General features: G+C 61.0%; 14 protein-coding genes and 1 pseudogene. 4 read left to right on the forward strand and 11 right to left on the reverse strand.

Annotated elements, in window-relative coordinates; translation table 11 throughout:
• The first annotated feature begins 73 nt into the window (after positions 1-73).
• Positions 74-2,185, forward strand: coding sequence for a catalase (katE, locus tag NKK51_RS05275; RefSeq protein WP_352551593.1), 2,112 nt, complete (start codon positions 74-76; stop codon positions 2,183-2,185).
• A gap of 72 nt (positions 2,186-2,257) precedes the next feature.
• Here the strand turns inward: katE and NKK51_RS05280 are convergent, their stop codons facing one another.
• From NKK51_RS05280 to NKK51_RS05290, 3 genes are all read right to left on the reverse strand, one after another.
• Entirely contained in the window at positions 2,258-2,752 is a 495-nt protein-coding gene (locus NKK51_RS05280) for a hypothetical protein (RefSeq protein ID WP_352551595.1), read from the reverse strand.
• A gap of 87 nt (positions 2,753-2,839) precedes the next feature.
• Positions 2,840-4,132 carry an Nramp family divalent metal transporter gene (locus tag NKK51_RS05285; RefSeq protein ID WP_128303878.1) on the reverse strand — a complete coding sequence of 431 codons (1,293 nt, stop codon included), beginning with the start codon at positions 4,130-4,132 and terminating at the stop codon, positions 2,840-2,842.
• Between the two features lie 318 nt (positions 4,133-4,450).
• The gene (locus NKK51_RS05290) at positions 4,451-5,041 is read right to left on the reverse strand and encodes a LysE family translocator (RefSeq protein WP_352551597.1); all 591 of its coding nucleotides are present in this window, start codon (positions 5,039-5,041) and stop codon (positions 4,451-4,453) included.
• 224 nt (positions 5,042-5,265) lie between these two features.
• Between NKK51_RS05290 and NKK51_RS05295 the strand changes: the two genes are divergently transcribed.
• From NKK51_RS05295 to NKK51_RS05305, 3 genes and pseudogenes are all read left to right on the forward strand, one after another.
• Positions 5,266-6,276: an ATP-dependent DNA ligase gene (locus NKK51_RS05295; RefSeq protein WP_352551599.1), complete on the forward strand. Its 1,011-nt coding sequence runs from the start codon at positions 5,266-5,268 to the stop codon at positions 6,274-6,276.
• 106 nt (positions 6,277-6,382) lie between these two features.
• Positions 6,383-8,138, forward strand: a pseudogene (locus tag NKK51_RS05300) (thiamine pyrophosphate-dependent enzyme).
• A 134-nt stretch (positions 8,139-8,272) separates the two neighbouring features.
• Positions 8,273-8,605, forward strand: coding sequence for a cytochrome c (locus tag NKK51_RS05305; RefSeq protein ID WP_352551600.1), 333 nt, complete (start codon positions 8,273-8,275; stop codon positions 8,603-8,605).
• Here NKK51_RS05305 and NKK51_RS05310 read toward each other — a convergent pair.
• The 8 genes from NKK51_RS05310 to NKK51_RS05345 all read right to left on the reverse strand — a co-directional run bounded on the left by NKK51_RS05310 (position 8,577) and on the right by NKK51_RS05345 (position 15,356).
• Entirely contained in the window at positions 8,577-9,002 is a 426-nt protein-coding gene (locus NKK51_RS05310) for a c-type cytochrome (protein WP_352551602.1), read from the reverse strand. The genes NKK51_RS05305 and NKK51_RS05310 overlap by 29 nt on opposite strands.
• An 87-nt stretch (positions 9,003-9,089) precedes the next feature.
• Positions 9,090-9,395: a hypothetical protein gene (locus NKK51_RS05315; protein ID WP_352551604.1), complete on the reverse strand. Its 306-nt coding sequence runs from the start codon at positions 9,393-9,395 to the stop codon at positions 9,090-9,092.
• 537 nt (positions 9,396-9,932) lie between these two features.
• The gene (locus tag NKK51_RS05320; RefSeq protein ID WP_023809505.1) at positions 9,933-10,136 is read right to left on the reverse strand and encodes a CsbD family protein; all 204 of its coding nucleotides are present in this window, start codon (positions 10,134-10,136) and stop codon (positions 9,933-9,935) included.
• A gap of 617 nt (positions 10,137-10,753) precedes the next feature.
• Positions 10,754-11,482, reverse strand: coding sequence for an ABC transporter ATP-binding protein (locus NKK51_RS05325; protein WP_352551605.1), 729 nt, complete (start codon positions 11,480-11,482; stop codon positions 10,754-10,756).
• Positions 11,482-12,246: an ABC transporter ATP-binding protein gene (locus tag NKK51_RS05330; protein WP_023809508.1), complete on the reverse strand. Its 765-nt coding sequence runs from the start codon at positions 12,244-12,246 to the stop codon at positions 11,482-11,484. Before NKK51_RS05330 ends, NKK51_RS05325 begins: the two co-directional genes overlap by 1 nt.
• A 2-nt stretch (positions 12,247-12,248) precedes the next feature.
• Positions 12,249-13,208, reverse strand: coding sequence for a branched-chain amino acid ABC transporter permease (locus tag NKK51_RS05335; RefSeq protein WP_245273097.1), 960 nt, complete (start codon positions 13,206-13,208; stop codon positions 12,249-12,251).
• Positions 13,208-14,119: a branched-chain amino acid ABC transporter permease gene (locus NKK51_RS05340; protein WP_109660147.1), complete on the reverse strand. Its 912-nt coding sequence runs from the start codon at positions 14,117-14,119 to the stop codon at positions 13,208-13,210. Before NKK51_RS05340 ends, NKK51_RS05335 begins: the two co-directional genes overlap by 1 nt.
• Positions 14,120-14,237: 118 nt before the next feature.
• Positions 14,238-15,356, reverse strand: a complete 1,119-nt coding sequence (locus tag NKK51_RS05345) for a branched-chain amino acid ABC transporter substrate-binding protein (RefSeq protein ID WP_245273099.1) — start codon at positions 15,354-15,356, stop codon at positions 14,238-14,240.
• Positions 15,357-15,460: the final 104 nt, after the last annotated feature.

The raw sequence follows: 15,460 nt of genomic DNA on the forward strand, positions 1-15,460 counted from the left end.
GGGAACAAAGCCGCTCACCGGCAGTTTGATGGCTTGACCACTTCAACCTTCCGGTATCGATCGAGGACCTGTCATGGCCAAATCCGCTCGCCCCTCCGCTCGCCAATCGGCAAGTGGACTGGATCAGAATAGCGCGCGCGGAAATGGCGGCGAGTTGCACCAGATCGCGGGGGACGAAACGCCTGCCCTTACGACGGCGCTCGGAACGCCTGTCTCCGACGACCAAAACACATTGCGGATCGGTGAGCGCGGACCATCGCTGATCGAGGACTTTCACTTTCGCGAGAAGATTTTCCACTTCGACCACGAACGCATCCCGGAAAGGGTCGTTCATGCCCGCGGCTACGGTGCGCATGGTTTTTTCGAGACCTACGAGTCACTTGCCAAATACACACGTGCCGACATTTTCCAGCGAGTTGGTGAGAAGACGCCGGCATTCGTTCGTTTCTCGACGGTTGCCGGCAACAAGGGCTCGTTCGATCTCGCCCGCGACGTGCGCGGCTTCGCGGTCAAGCTCTACACCAAGGAAGGCAATTGGGACCTGGTCGGCAACAACATCCCGGTCTTCTTCATCCAGGACGCCATCAAGTTTCCCGATCTGATCCACGCTGCCAAACAGGAGCCCGACCGTGCCTTTCCGCAGGCACAGACGGCGCACGACAATTTCTGGGACTTTATCAGCCTGATGCCGGAATCGATGCACATGGTGATGTGGATCATGTCGGATCGCGCGATCCCGCGTTCCTTCCGCTTCATGCAAGGCTTTGGTGTGCACACGTTCCGCCTCGTCAACGCGAAGGACGAATCCACCTTCGTCAAGTTCATCTGGAAACCCAAGCTCGGCATGCAATCGGTGGTCTGGAACGAGGCGGTCAAGATCAATGGCGCCGATCCCGACTTCCATCGCCGCGATCTGTGGGAGGCCATACAGGCCGGCAATTTCCCGGAATGGGAGTTGACGGTGCAACTGTTCGATCAGGCGTTTGCCGACAGTTTCGACTTCGATATCCTGGATGCAACGAAGATCATTCCCGAAGAGGTCCTCGAACCAATTCCGGTCGGTCGGCTGGTGCTCGACCGGATGCCGGATAATTTCTTCGCCGAGACCGAGCAGGTGGCGTTCATGACGCAGAATGTGCCGCCCGGAATCGATTTCTCCAACGATCCGCTTCTGCAAGGCCGCAACTTCTCTTATCTCGATACCCAATTGAAACGGCTGGGCAGCCCGAACTTTACCCATCTGCCGATCAATGCGCCGAAGTGCCCGTTCGCCCATTTTCAACAGGACGGGCACATGGCCATGCGCAACCCGGCCGGTCGCGCCAATTATGAGCCGAACTCATGGGGACTGGGACCGCGCGAGGATCCGCAGCGGGGCTTCCGTTCTTTCGCCGATGCCGAAGAAGGGCAGAAAGTACGTCTGCGCGCGGAGAGCTTCGCCGATCACTACAGCCAGGCCCGGCAATTCTTCAACAGCCAGACACCACCGGAGCAGCGTCACATCGCGATGGCGCTGACCTTTGAACTGAGCAAGGTCCAGGCACCGGCGATCCGCGATCGGATGGTTTCGCATTTGTTGAACATCGATGAAACGCTGGCGACCACCGTAGCCGACAAGCTCGGCATCCGTGACATGCCCGAACCTGCCGAAGCCGCCGTTCCGCCGCGCGACGACTTGCCGCCGTCGCCGGCGCTCAGCATCATCCAAAACGGGCCCGACAGTTTCGAAGGCCGCAAAGTCGGTGTCATGCTCAGCGATGGAGCCGATGTCGCGCTGTTCGAGGAACTTCGTTCCGCCATCGAAGCGGAAGGCGCGGTGATGGAGGTGATTGCGCCCAAGGTGGGCGGCGTCGAAGCCGCCGACGGTACTCACATCGAGGCAAGGCACATGATCGACGGCGGTCCATCCGTATTGTTCGACGCGGTGGTGCTGCTCCTCTCCGAGGCGGGAGCCGAGCTGCTGCTCAAGGAGGCCGCTGCGAAGGATTTCGTGTCTGATGCGTTTGCGCACTGCAAGTTCATCGGCTTCACCACAGGGGCCGAGCCGCTCCTGATCAAAGCAGGCGTCGCTCCCGATGCCGATGAGGGGTTGACGCGGCTGGATTCGGCGGCTTCGGTAACTGCGTTTGTGCAGTCATGCCGCAAACTGCGGCTCTGGGCGCGGGAGGCGGCTGTCAAGCTTTGATGCGATGGCGCCAGCTGTTTCGTTGGCGTGTGCGCGGGCCTTGGTTGCCGCCAAACCAGCCGGCACCGCGATCTACGAGCGGCCTCCCTTGCTGGACGCTTGTTGCCGCTGCTTTTCCAGGATCTCGTCGGTCCCGACCAGCTTCTTTGCTCCGCCTGAAATGGTCGTGGACACCACCGAGGGTGGATCGCTCGCCGGAAAGGAATCCTCCAACCCCGCCTGCAGTTGGTCCTCGAGCGTCTGTGGTTCTTCGGAACGGCCGGGCGTTCTGCGCGTGTCTATCTTCTCAAGTGCCTGTTTCTTTTTTGGCGAATCGTTGGCGTTCCGGACCAGGGCGTAAAGCTGCTCGATCGCGAATTCCTTGATCGATTCGAAATCGGCCCGATCGTCCTTTGCTGCCTCGATTTGATCAACCATGGCTTTCTCGAAGCGGTCGAGGCTGTCGGCTCCGCAGGCATGGGAAAGGCGCAACAAGGCCTCGTTCAGCATCAACGGAGCGAAATGTGCTGAAGCTTCAAGCCTGAGTTGCCTTAAACGATCCGGAGTGGCGGCCTGCAACTTTGACATGGACAACCTCATTTCTCCCACAAACGTCTCAACGACATTTGACCGCCGATGTTCCACCATGCCTGAACATCCTTCCCACCCGGCGAGCTACAGGAACCAGCTTGCTACCAACCCCGCCGACGCCGCAAGAATCGCCAGGATCGTCACCCCACCCAGGATGTTCGTGCTTGTGCTGTTGACCTTGTCACCCATGATCTTGCGGTTGTTGGTCATGATGAGAAGGAGAAGCAGCAGCGGGGGCGTTGAAAATCCTTGCACGATGCCGGACCAGACCAGAGCTTTCATCGGGTTGAAGCCGAAGAAATTGAGGCCCACCGCCACCAGCGTTATGACCCCGATCACGATGTAGAATTTGGGAGCCTGCCGGGGTTTGGCATGCAAGCTATTCTTCCATCCCATCGCCTGAGCGAAATCGAAAGCGGCGCCAGCGGTCATGATCGGCACGGCCAGAAAGCCGACGCCAATTATACCGGCCGCAAAGAGAATGCCGGCAGCGTCTCCGGCAAGCGGCCGCAGCGCTTCGGCCGCCTGTGCCGCTGTCTCGATCTGCGTCTGCCCGGCCTTGTAGAGCGTCGACCCTGTCGAAAGGATGATGAAATACATGATCAGATTGGAAAACGTCATGCCGATTAGGATATCGCGGCGGGATCGGCGCAGCTCGCCCTCGGTGGCGCCTTTGCGCTCTTCGAGGCTCGTTCGACCCTTGGCGATCTCCTCCTCCACCTCCTGATTGGACTGCCACGTGTAAAGGTATGCGGAGAGCGTGGTCCCGACGATGGCGACGAGGATGGACAGGTATTCGCGGCTGAACTCGATTTTTGGCAATAGCGTGCCACGCAGAACGGAGGCGGCATCCGGTTTGGCAAGCACCGCGGAGACCACATAGGCAAGCAGAGCCAGAGCCAGCCACCGGAACACATTTCGGATCAATTTATACGATCCGAACACCTGCAGGGCAAAAATGACGACCGCAACGACAATGACGACCAAGGGAGCAGGCAGAGGAACGAACAGCACGATGGCCGCCGACATGGCGCCAAGGTCGGCGGCTGCCTCGATCGTGTTGCCAATCAGTACGCCCACCAGCACAGACCATAGCAGCCAACGCGGATAGAAGTCCGATATGACCTTGAAGAGCCCGCGACCCGAAACCTGGCCAAGTTTGGATGAAAGGTAGACGACGAGATACATCATCGGCAGCGTGACAGGTGCCGTCCACAGCAGGTCGGGGCCGAACCGGGCTCCGGCGCTCGCGTAGGTACCGATGGCCGAGCAGTCGTCATCGGCCGCGCCGGTGATCAAACCAAGCCCGAGAGCCCGAACGACGCCACCTTTTTTTTGCTCGCTTGCCCTTTGGCCCTCTTCAGGTGGCTTGTTCATTGAAGCGCGTCTTTACCGGGGCCACGCAAGAAATCATGACGAACATTCCAATCGGATGCCGATGAAGCAGCCGTTTCAAGCTGCATTGAGATCAAGTTCGAACCTCTGGTCAGGCTTTTTGTTCCTGGACACAGTCCCGGCCCGCGACGGCGTTTCATCCCATGCGGGTTCTTTCGGCGGAGCCGAACATCCAAGCGAATGCTCCGTCCCCTGAAGAAGAGAATGCTTGTCTCGAAGCCTGTCATTCAGGCGACTTCTTTGAAGGAATGTCCAGCGGCGCCAAAGTCGAGTGTGGGGCCCGGCTGTTCATCCGCTTCGTCAGCGGCTCGTACCGCCGCCGATCACCATCCGCACGCCGAGGCCGATGATGAGACAGCCGGCGAGCCGCTGCTGCCAAAGCCTTGCGCGAGGGTGCCGCATGACCCATGCGCCGGCCGCGCCCGATGCCAAGGCGTAGGCTCCCAGCACCAGCACACCGGTTATCTTCTGTGTTGCGCCAAGCAGCACCAGCTGCAACGTGACGGAGCCCCTATGCGGATCGACAAATTGCGGCAGGAACGCAACCATAAACATCAAAGGCCAGGGATTGCTCAGATTGGCGATCATTCCTTCCCGGGCGGCGGCGAGCGGCCGCAGGGCCTTGAGGTCACCCGTGGGAATGGTTGCCGAGGATGAAAGCAGCAGCCGGACACCCAGCCACACGATGTAGGCCGCCCCGGCCCATCGAAGCAGATTGAACGCCAGGGGCGAGGCGTGGACAAGCGAGGACAGGCCGAATGCAATCAGCGGAAGCTGCACAAGTCCGGCGCCCAGCGTCATGCCGAGCACCGTGAACAGCGCCACGCCGCGCCCCTGTCCGATGCCGCGGGCCATCACCAGCATGCTGTCGGGGCCTGGCGGCATCTGCATCAGAATGACGGTTCCGACAAAAGCTATCCACAATGAGGGATCGATGGGACATCTCCGCTCGCGTTGCCGATGACATCAAAGCGGCCAGCCGTCATCCGGGTTCCGCGGCAAACGAAAATGTCCCATCGCGAAGAACCAGGCAGAACCGTCAGATGGAACGCGGTGCCAGTCCTGGAAGTTGAAAAGCCGGAGCCGTTCCTGAACCGGTTTTGGAGGCCTGACCCGTGCATGAACCGATAAACGCCTTCCCGCTCCCGCTGGACACTCCTCCGATGGAGGCCAGGCTTGCCGATGAAATCCCCAGAGACGGGAACCGCTGGCAGTACGAGCCCAAATGGGATGGATTTCGCTGCCTGGCTTTCAAGAGCGACAACGCCGTTGACCTGCGCGCCAAATCCGGCAAGCCGCTCGGCCGCTATTTTCCAGAAATCACGGAGATTTTGCGTGACCTCAAGCGCGGGCACTTCGTCATCGACGGCGAGATTGTCATTGAGGTTGACGGTGAGCTTTCCTTCGAAGCGCTGCAGATGCGCCTTCACCCCGCACAAAGCAGAATCCGCAAACTGAGTTCGCAGACGCCTGCCAGTCTGATCCTCTTCGACATGCTTGCCAGGCCGGGCGGCGAGGTCATCACGGGCAAACCACTTGTCGAAAGGCGGCGAGCGATCGAGGACTTCGCGACCTCCTCGAACAGTCCAGATCTTCGCCTGTCGAAGTGCGCTTATGATGCAGCCACGGCGGCTCGATGGCTAAACGGCGCTGGCCATGCATCGACCGACGGCATCGTGGCCAAAGTGCTCGATGAGCATTATCTCTGCGGCGAACGTGCGATGGTGAAGGTAAAGCCGAGGCGCACCGCCGATTGCGTTGTCGGCGGTTTCCGCTATCTCGCGGACAGTCGTGAGGTCGGCTCGCTGCTCCTCGGCCTCTACAATGAGGACGGCAAGCTCGATCACGTCGGCTTCACGTCGACCATCGCCAGGACCGACAGAGGAGCGCTCACGCGCCGGCTGGAAGGGCTGCGGTCAGAGCCCGGATTCACCGGCAAGGCGCCCGGCGGCCCGAGCCGCTGGAGCACGGAGCGCAGCGGACAATGGGAACCCCTGGAACCTGAACTGGTGGTGGAGGTCCGCTTCGACCACGTTACCGGCAACCGGTTTCGCCACGGCACCAAACTGCTGCGCTGGCGCCCCGACAAGGCGCCACGGCAATGCACGTTCGAGCAGATCGAATAGACCGCTCCGGGGAGATCGCTTCCAGAAACCTGTCACGATTTATTGTGACGAAGGAACCAACTCGGGATTCACCGGTTCGGACACCATCCGCCGGAGCTACCCTGACATGCCAAATGCAGCAGAAATTCTCATCGATACGCTCGTCGCCTGGGACGTGGAGGTGGTGTTCGGCTTGCCGGGAGACGGCATAAACGGCGTCATGGAAGCGTTGCGGACGCGGCGCGACAAGATTGCCTTCGTTCAGGTCCGGCATGAAGAATCGGCTGCCTTCATGGCATGTGCGCGTATGCCAAGTGGACAGGAAAGCTGGGCGTGTGCCTTGCGACGTCCGGTCCCGGCGGAACACATCTTCTGACCGGCCTCTATGACGCCAAGCTCGACCAGGCTCCGGTGCTGGCGATTACGGGCATGCAGTTCCATGATCTGATCGAGACGTTCACGCAACAGGATGTCGATCTGACGCGCGTGTTCAATGATGTCTCCGTTTATAACGCCCATGTTGCCGATGCCGCGCATATGGAAAACGTCGCCAGCCTTGCCTGCCGAACCGCGCTGGCGCGCAAGGGCGTCGCACATCTTTCGATTGCCAGCGACATCCAGGAGCAGGAGCGCGATCCGTCGAAGCGCTCCAAGCGCAATCGCCCGGCGCACACGCCGCAGGATATGTTCGCCGCTCACAGCGTACCGCTGGACGTTGAGCTCGACAAAGCCGCCGCCATTCTCAATGACGCTTCGCGGGTTGCGATCCTGGCCGGACGCGGCGCCATCGGCGCGGCCGCCGAACTCGAACACACGGCGCGCCTGTTGCAGGCGCCTGTCGCGAAGGCCTTGCTGGGCAAGGCGGTGCTGCCGGACGACCATCCTTACACCACCGGCGGGATCGGCATTCTTGGAACCCTGGCTTCGCAAGAGGCGATGGAGAGCTGTGACGCGGTGCTGATTGTCGGTTCGACCTTTCCCTATATCGAATACTACCCGCAGCCCGGGCAGGCCCGTGGCGTCCAGATCGACTGCGATGCGCAGCGGATCGGCTTGCGCTTTCCAGTCGAGGCCGGCCTTGTCGGCGACGCGGCCGAGACATTGCGCGCGCTGAACCAACGTCTGACGCAGAAGCCCTCCGATGAGTTCCTGCACCGTTCCCAGGAGACCATGAGAAAATGGCGCGAGATGATGCGGCAGTCGGAAGACATGCAGGCGCACCCTTGAAGCCACAGGCGATTGCCCGGGCGTTCGGACGACGGTTGGCTGACGACACGGTGCTGGCCACGGATTCCGGTCAGAACACGGAACTGGCCGCCCGCCATGTCGATCTTCGCAGCGGCCAGGCATTTGGGGTGTCCGGATCGCTGGCGTCGATGGCTTGCGGTCTCGCCTACGCCATCGCTGCCGGCATAGCATTCCCCGGTCGCCCGATTGCCGCCATCGTCGGCGATGGCGGCTTTGCCATGCAGCTCGGCGAATTCTCGACGGCGGTGCGCTACAAGATCCCGCTGAAGGTTCTGGTGATCAAGAACAACATGCTCAATCAGATCGCCTGGGAGCAGATGATGTTTCTGGGGAATCCGCAATTCGGTTGCGAATTGCAGCCGATCGATTTTGCCATGGCGGCGGAAGCAATGGGCGCAAAGGGTTTTCGCATCGAGCGGGCCGATCAGATTGAGACGGTTCTCGACCAGGCTTTTGCCACGGAAGGCCCGGTCGTGATCGAAGCGCTGGTAGATGCCTATGAGCCGCTGATGCCGCCCAAAATGCCGGCAGACTACGCCAAGAACTTCCGCCAGGCCCTGCCGCGGACACCGGGACACGAACGCATAGAAGAAAATATCGCCCGGGAGCCGGCGAAATCGATGATGGACGCCTAACGCAGAGAGGGCAACGAAGCAGACATGACCGAAGTCGTCGAGAAGATGCAAACGGCCGAAACAGCCCAATTTGGCCTTATCCGTCCTTGACCCGCAACAGCACCCCCGGCGCGGCCACGCCCGAGGATGTCGTCATGACCATCCTTGAAGGCGTCAAAGCTGGTGAGGTGGCCGGGCGTCAATCGATGGCGGCCTTCGGCGGCTGGCTGGACGATGGCCAGGTGGCAGCTCTTGCAAATTACGTCACCGCGCGGTTCGGAAATCCCGACCTCAGCGTCACCGCGGCCGATGTACGCCAGATGCGGGCAGGAACGACAACCAGCCAGACAATCATGATTCTGGCGGCTCAATCACTTGTAGCGGGCGCCGCCGTGTTGATGCTTGGCCTGCTGCTTTTGCTGGCAAGACGCCTGCGTCGTGGGGCGACTTCAGCGCGCCTCATGTTCGCGCATAGAGATAGGCGGTAATGTCGCGCGCCTCTTGGGGCGACAGATTTGTATTGGGCATGGCCGCCTTCGGGTCAACGTCCCGCGCCCTGCTGATCCGGCGCATCATCGCATCCGGGGTGGCTCGCGACGCCCCGATATATCCTCTTTCGACGACGCCTTGCAGGGACGGACCGACGGTGCCATGGGCGCCGGGTACCCCCGGGATTTCGTGACATCCGCCACAGCCGTTGCGGATCATTGCCGGGACGGCCCGGTCAGGGTCGCCACCGATGGCCTGTGCAATGGTGGTTTCCCGGAGATTGTCGCCGCGGACCAAGTTGACGGCGCAAACTACCGGAATAATGACGATTGCCGCGGATACGCCTGCCACCCAGGGCAGCGCGGATGGCATCAGCCTGACGGGTTGTCGGCTCATCCGCGCATGCCATCGCAGTCGCAAAACGCGGCCCGATCGCAGCCCCAGGGAAAGGAGCAATGTCCGGCAGCGCTCCGAGGCACCAATCTATTTGTTGCAGTTCTGCACATTCGACGTTGTCGTGCCGGAAGCGGTGTTTGTGTCGGTATCATTGCCCGCGGCGTCCTTGCAGCGGTCGCTCATGCCGTTCGGGGTGGTTGTCGAATTTGTTGCGTTCGGGTCAACGGGGGTTGTCGAAGTACCGGAACCGGTGCCGGCGGTACCATTGGCATCATTCGTGGTTCCGGGCGTCGTGCCCGAACCGCTGTTGGAGCTTGAACCGTTCGACTGCGCGATCGCCGATGTGGCCAATGCGAGCGCGAGCGCAGCGGCGGAGAGAAGTTTGACAATCATGGTGGATCTCCTGTTTGTGTACCGCCACCAAACCAATCCTTTGCTGATATGTTCCCGGCGAAATTGTGTTCAGCGAAATTCCTGTGAAACGGTTTCAGCTACCGCAGACTGTTAGCCGCGCGACGGCAGTCAATATAAGCGCGCCGCTTGTCGCGCCGTCGGGCCGCGGAAACAGCGCCAGCCGCATGTCCTCGCCAAACACATCGTCGCTCACTGGTGGCCGCTGCAAGCGCCCTCAAACGCCCGATCATCCCTGGATCGTGCAGGAAACAGCTCAATCATCGCGACGAAAATCACACCAACGGGCCGAACACGAATGTAGCAAGCAGAACAAGGAAAATTACAGCGATAACTGCGATCGCCCACATGACAATCCTTCTTGTCCCCCGTTGCTCTTGCTTGCGAGAGATATCTTCTGACACAGTGCGAAATCCTTGCTGCAAAATTCAACTGACAAGACTCGGCGCCTGCATGGCCCGGACCTGCCGAACTGTTGCGGCCGCGTCTTGGAGTTGGCCGCAGCCGGGGCTCACACGCCTACCAGCCCTGCCGACCGTACCAGTCATCGATATCGCGCCGCACACGGTCCTTTTCGAGGCCGTAACGCTCCTGGATCTTGCCTTCGAGTTGATCGCGCTTGCCGGCGATGCGGTCAAGGTCATCATCCGTGAGTTTACCCCACTGCTCCTTGACCTTGCCTTTCACCTGTTTCCAGTTTCCTTCCACGCGGTTCCAGTCCATGACACCGTTCTCCTTCGGTTTGAAAACGTCTAACCTCGGAGAGCAAACGCAAATCAACGACGGATGTTCCTGGAACTCGACAGCAAGGCGCTTGTCTTGCTCTCACAGGCCGCGATCCATTCCTTTACGCTCAGTCTGCGTCATCAATTGAGGTCGAGCGGAATTAGGGTGGTGGAGATGGCTCCGCCAATTGTCGATACCGGTCTCGTTGGCAGCACCCGCAGCGGAGGAACAGCCAACCGTATGATGGTCAGTCCGGACGAATTCGCCACCGAGGCGCTGCGCATTCGAAGCGGACAAGGACGAGGTGCTTGTCGGTATTTTGGCCGATACGCGCCGGATGGGCGAAGCTTTGTTCGAGCGGATGAACAATCACTCCTGAGCCATTATGGGATCGCCGTCGCGGTTGCGGCAATCCGCTGGTTGCCGTGCGTCCCTCGAGGTTTTGTCAGCTATGTCCCCGGGGTCGGAACACAGACTGGATGGTAGGCCCGGAAGGTCAACGTTTTCTACAGAATCAACTCGTTGTGGCTGATCCTACTCCTGCAAGGCGGGCAAATCATGGACTGGAGCGGCGGCCTCATTCTGTAAAATCCGGGCGTTGGCAGTTTTGCCAGCTAAGCAGCGACGCCACCTAAATAGGCGCTGATAACCGCTTCATTGCTCGCGAGATCGCTGCTTGGTCCCTCAAGAACAACGCGTCCGGCCTTGAGAACGTAGCCGTAGTCGGCGAATTTCAAGGCGACTTTGCTATTCTGCTCCACAAGCAGAATGGTCACGCCTTCACGATTGAGGCGCTGCACGATGTTCATGACCTCCTTGATCAGTTGCGGCGCCAGACCCATGGAAGGCTCATCGAGCAACAGCACCTTGGGCGCGGCCATGAGGGCTCTGCCGATCGCCAGCATCTGCTGCTCGCCTCCCGAGAGGTTCCTTGCATCGCCACTCTGTCTGCGCGCCAGGATGGGGAAGAGCTCAAAAACATGATCCAGCCGCCGCCGGCGCTCGACGTCGTCGGCAAGCGTGAACGAGCCCAGGTCGAGGTTCTCCCTGATCGTCATGTCGCCGAAAATACGCCTTCCCTCCGGGACGTGGACGAGCCCGCGATGCGGCAGGCGATGGGCAGGGACTTTGGTTATGTCCTCGCCCAGGAAGCGAACACATCCGGAGGATGCGGCAACAAGGCCGGACAGCGTGCGCAGGGTGGTGCTCTTGCCCGCACCATTCGCGCCAAGCAGGGCGACGATCTGGCCGCGCTTGACCGAAAGGCTGACACCATGAAGGGCTTCGATGCCGTCATAGCGTGCGACGATGCGGTCCGCGGAAAGAACGATTTCGGCGTCCATCAGTCCTCCGTACCGAGATAGGCTTCGATGACCCTGGGGTCTTTTCGCACGGCCTCCGGCGGTCCGTCGGCGATCTTCTGCCCATAGTCGAACACCACGATCTTCTCCGACACCTGCATGACCAGGCCCATATCGTGCTCGATCAGCAGGACGGTGACACCGGTTTCGTCACGGATGCGGCGGATCAGGTGAACAAGGTCCAGCTTCTCGCGCTCGTTCAGGCCGGCGGCGGGCTCGTCCAGCAGGATGAGCTCGGGCGCCGATGCCAGGGCTCTTGCGAGTTCGAGCCGCCGTTGATCGCCATAGGAAAGACCACCGGCACGGCGATGCGCATGCTGCTCGATGCCGACAAAATCGAGCCAGCGCATGCCAGCCGCGCGGATCGTCTCCTCCTCGCGCCGCTGTGCCGGCAAGTGCAGGATCGCCGACATGATGCCGTGGCGGCTGCGGCAATGCTGGCCGGACATGGCGTTTTCCAGAACGGTCATTTCCTTGAACAGCCGGATGTTCTGGAACGTGCGGGCGAGGCCGAGCGCGGTGATGCGATGCGGCGGCAAGCCGGTGATTGGCCGGCCGCCCAGACTGATCGAGCCGCCCTTCGGCTTGTAGAAGCCGGTCAGGCAATTGAAGAGTGATGTCTTGCCGGCCCCGTTCGGCCCGATAAGACTGTTGATGGCGCCTTTCTCAACCGAGAACGAAATGTCGTGAAGGACTTTCAGTCCTCCGAAACTGAGACGCAGGTCGCGGACTTCCAGCAGCGCCATGGTCAAACTCGCTTGTCCGGCCACAGCCCGTTCGGCCTGAAGAGCATGATTGCCAGCAGCGCAACCGCGGTCACCAGGGGACGATAAGTTCCCGCGCCGCGCAGCACCTCCGGAAGCAGGGCCACGAGAACAGCACCAAGGACGACGCCGGGAATGCGGCCCATGCCGCCCAGGACGACGCCGAGAAGGATGAGCAGCGATTGGTTGAAGGTGAAACTCTCCGGCGAGATGGCCGTCATCTTGGCTGCGTAGAGGCATCCGGCCACGGAAGCGATCACAGCGCCCATCATATAGGCTTGCAGCTTGGCCGTGACACGGTTGATGCCGATGCCAGCGGCGGCGTCCTCATCGTAGCGAACGTAGAACCAGGCTCGTCCCATTCGCGATCGCTCGACGCTCAGACAGACGAAGGCGGTGAGAAGCGCAAGCACCAGGAACGCATAGTAGAAGTGCTGCACCTGCATCAGCCTGAAGCCGAATATCTCCGGGCGCTCGATGCCGATGAGTCCGCTCGCGCCACCGGTGATGTCGAGGTTGCGGGCGATGATGCGCACGATTTCGCCGAAGCCCAGCGTCACGATCGCCAGATAGTCGCTGCGCAATCTCAATGTCGGAGCCCCGATGATGATGCCGGCCACGCAGGCGGCGACCATGGCGACCGGGATGGTAAGCCAGAAATTGAACCCGAATTCCGCGGTCAGGATGCCTGATGTGTAGGCGCCGACCGCGAAGAAGGCGGCGTAGCCGAGATCGAGCAGGCCTGCATAGCCGACGACAACGTTGAGGCCGAGGCACAGAACGACATAGAGCAGCGCCGTGGTTGCCACCTCCGTCACATAGGCGTTGGCGAATTGCGGCAACACCAGCGCGCAGGTGAGCGCCGCCAGGCCGGGCAGCACGACGGACCAGCGCATCAATTGCGGTTGCCCGGCGGTCGGCATGGTTCTCACTTCGTCGGTCATCACACCCGCTCCACGACAGAGCGTCCAAGAAGGCCGGTCGGCTTGAACACAAGGAACAGGATCAGGGTCCCGAACACGAAGACGTCACGCCACTCCGAGCCGACGAAGGGCAAGGACGAACCGAAAGCCTCGAGCAGGCCGAGCAGCAATCCGCCGAGCATGGCGCCCGGCACGCTGCCGATCCCACCTATGACCGCGGCGGTGAAGGCCTTGAGCCCCATGATGAAGCCCATGAAGAAATGGACACTGCCATAATAGGCGCCGGCCATGACCCCGCCGCCGGCAGCGAGCGCCGAACCCATGAAGAAGGTCAACGCGATCACCCGGTCGACATCGATGCCCATCAGGCGGCTCGCCCCCATGTCGATGGACACGGCGCGCATCGCCTTGCCGTACATGGTGCGTGAGACAAAGGCCTGCATCCCGGCCATAAGAGCGATGGAGGCGGCCACCAGCACCATCTGCGTGTAGGTGATGTGAACGGTGGAAATGTCGACACCGGCAAAACCGAGATCTGTGTTGAAGGCGTAATGCCGCCCGCCTGTCAGGGCGAGTGCCGTGCCGTTCAACACCATCGAGGCACCGAGCGCCGTGATGAGGATGGAGAGGCGCGGCGCATTGCGCATCGGCCGATAGGCGAAACGTTCGATGACGACGCCGAGCAAGCCGACGACCAGCATCGACACCAGCAGGGCGCAGACCACGCCCAGCCAGCCATTGCCGACCCATATGCCGACGAAGGAGAACACGATGAGGCCGACGAAGGCGCCGTTCATGTAGATGTCGCCATGGGCGAAATTCAGGAGCTTGATGACGCCGAAGACCATGCTGTAGCCAAGCGCGATCAGGGCATAGAACGAGCCGACGATAAGACCGTTCACCAGTTGCTGAATAAGCAGGTCGAGCGTCATTGATGCTCCAGGGCAGAATTGAAAAAGTCTTGTCTGGGCGCAGCGTCGGCACACCAGACAATCGGCGGTGACGCCGAGGCCGCCACAAGGCCTGCCTCGGCGTCAATCCGGTTAGCCTTTATTCGGCTACCCACTTGCCGCCCTTGGCGATCACCGGGCGGAAGTTCGAGGTCTGGAGCGTGTTCTTGTCGGTGAACTTGATTTCACCAGCAAGGCCCTTGAAGTCGCTCGCCTTGAGCGCCTCGATGATCGCTTTCTGATCCGCCGACTTGGCCCGCGTGATGGCATCGACGATCAGGTCGCCCACATCATGGGAGAGCGCCGCATAGGCGCCGGCGTCGCGGCCATAGGTTTCCTTGTACTTGGCCTTGAAGTCGGCGGCGCCGGACAAGAGGTCGACAGTCGGGGGAGACAACAGGTACACGCCCTCACCGGCCGACCCGGCGATCTCCAGATATTCCGGTGAATTGTTGCCGTCGCCCAGCACAATGCCGCCCTGGAACCCGGCCTGCCGGAGCTGCTTGGTGAGCAGGGCGCCACCGGCATGATATGCGGTCCAGAAGACAGCGTCGGCGCCGCTCGATTTGATCTTGGTGACGACCGCCGAATAGTCCTGCTCGCCGGCCGTGGTGGTCTCCTTGGCGGCAATTTCGCCGCCTGCGCTCTTGAAGGCTTCGGCGGTCAGCTTGGCCAGGTCGGACGAATAGGCATCGCCTTCGTCCACGACCGCGATCTTCTTGTAGCCGTTCTTCTTGAAGAGCTCGACGGCTGTCGTCGCCTGCATGTCACCGGTTGAATTGGCTAGGAAGGCATTGCCCTGATTGGCGGCGACCAGCTTGGTCGAGTTCGCTCCGATGATGACGAATGGAATGCCGGCGTCACCATAGATCTTCAATGTCGGCAAGACGGCGCCCGAGCAGTAGCCGCCGACGATGGCGGTCACGCCTTCCGAGACAAGCTTGCTGCCTGCGGTCACCGCCTGTTGCGGATCGCAGGCGTCGTCGGCGGTAGTGGTGATGATCTTGTCGCCGTTGACGCCGCCTTTGGCGTTGACGGCATCGATCGCCATCTTCACGGCGTTCTCCATATCCTGCCCCTCACTGGCCAGTTGGCCAGTCATGGGGGCCACAATGCCGATCTTGATGTCGGCAGCCGCGGCCATCGTGGTCATAGCCAGCCCGGCAAGGGCGGTGGCACAAGCAAGCCTCTTGGCAAGCCTCTTGAAGGAAACAACCATTAATTCTCTCCATTTCCCCTGTTGGCGCATCCAGGCGGCGTGCCCGAAATGCATTGTTTCGCCCCTCGGTTAGCTGCGGAGCGGTTATGTTGAGCAAGATCGCC

It is taken from the genome of Mesorhizobium sp. M0011, assembly GCF_040324155.1.
Classification (GTDB): Bacteria; Pseudomonadota; Alphaproteobacteria; order Rhizobiales; family Rhizobiaceae; genus Mesorhizobium.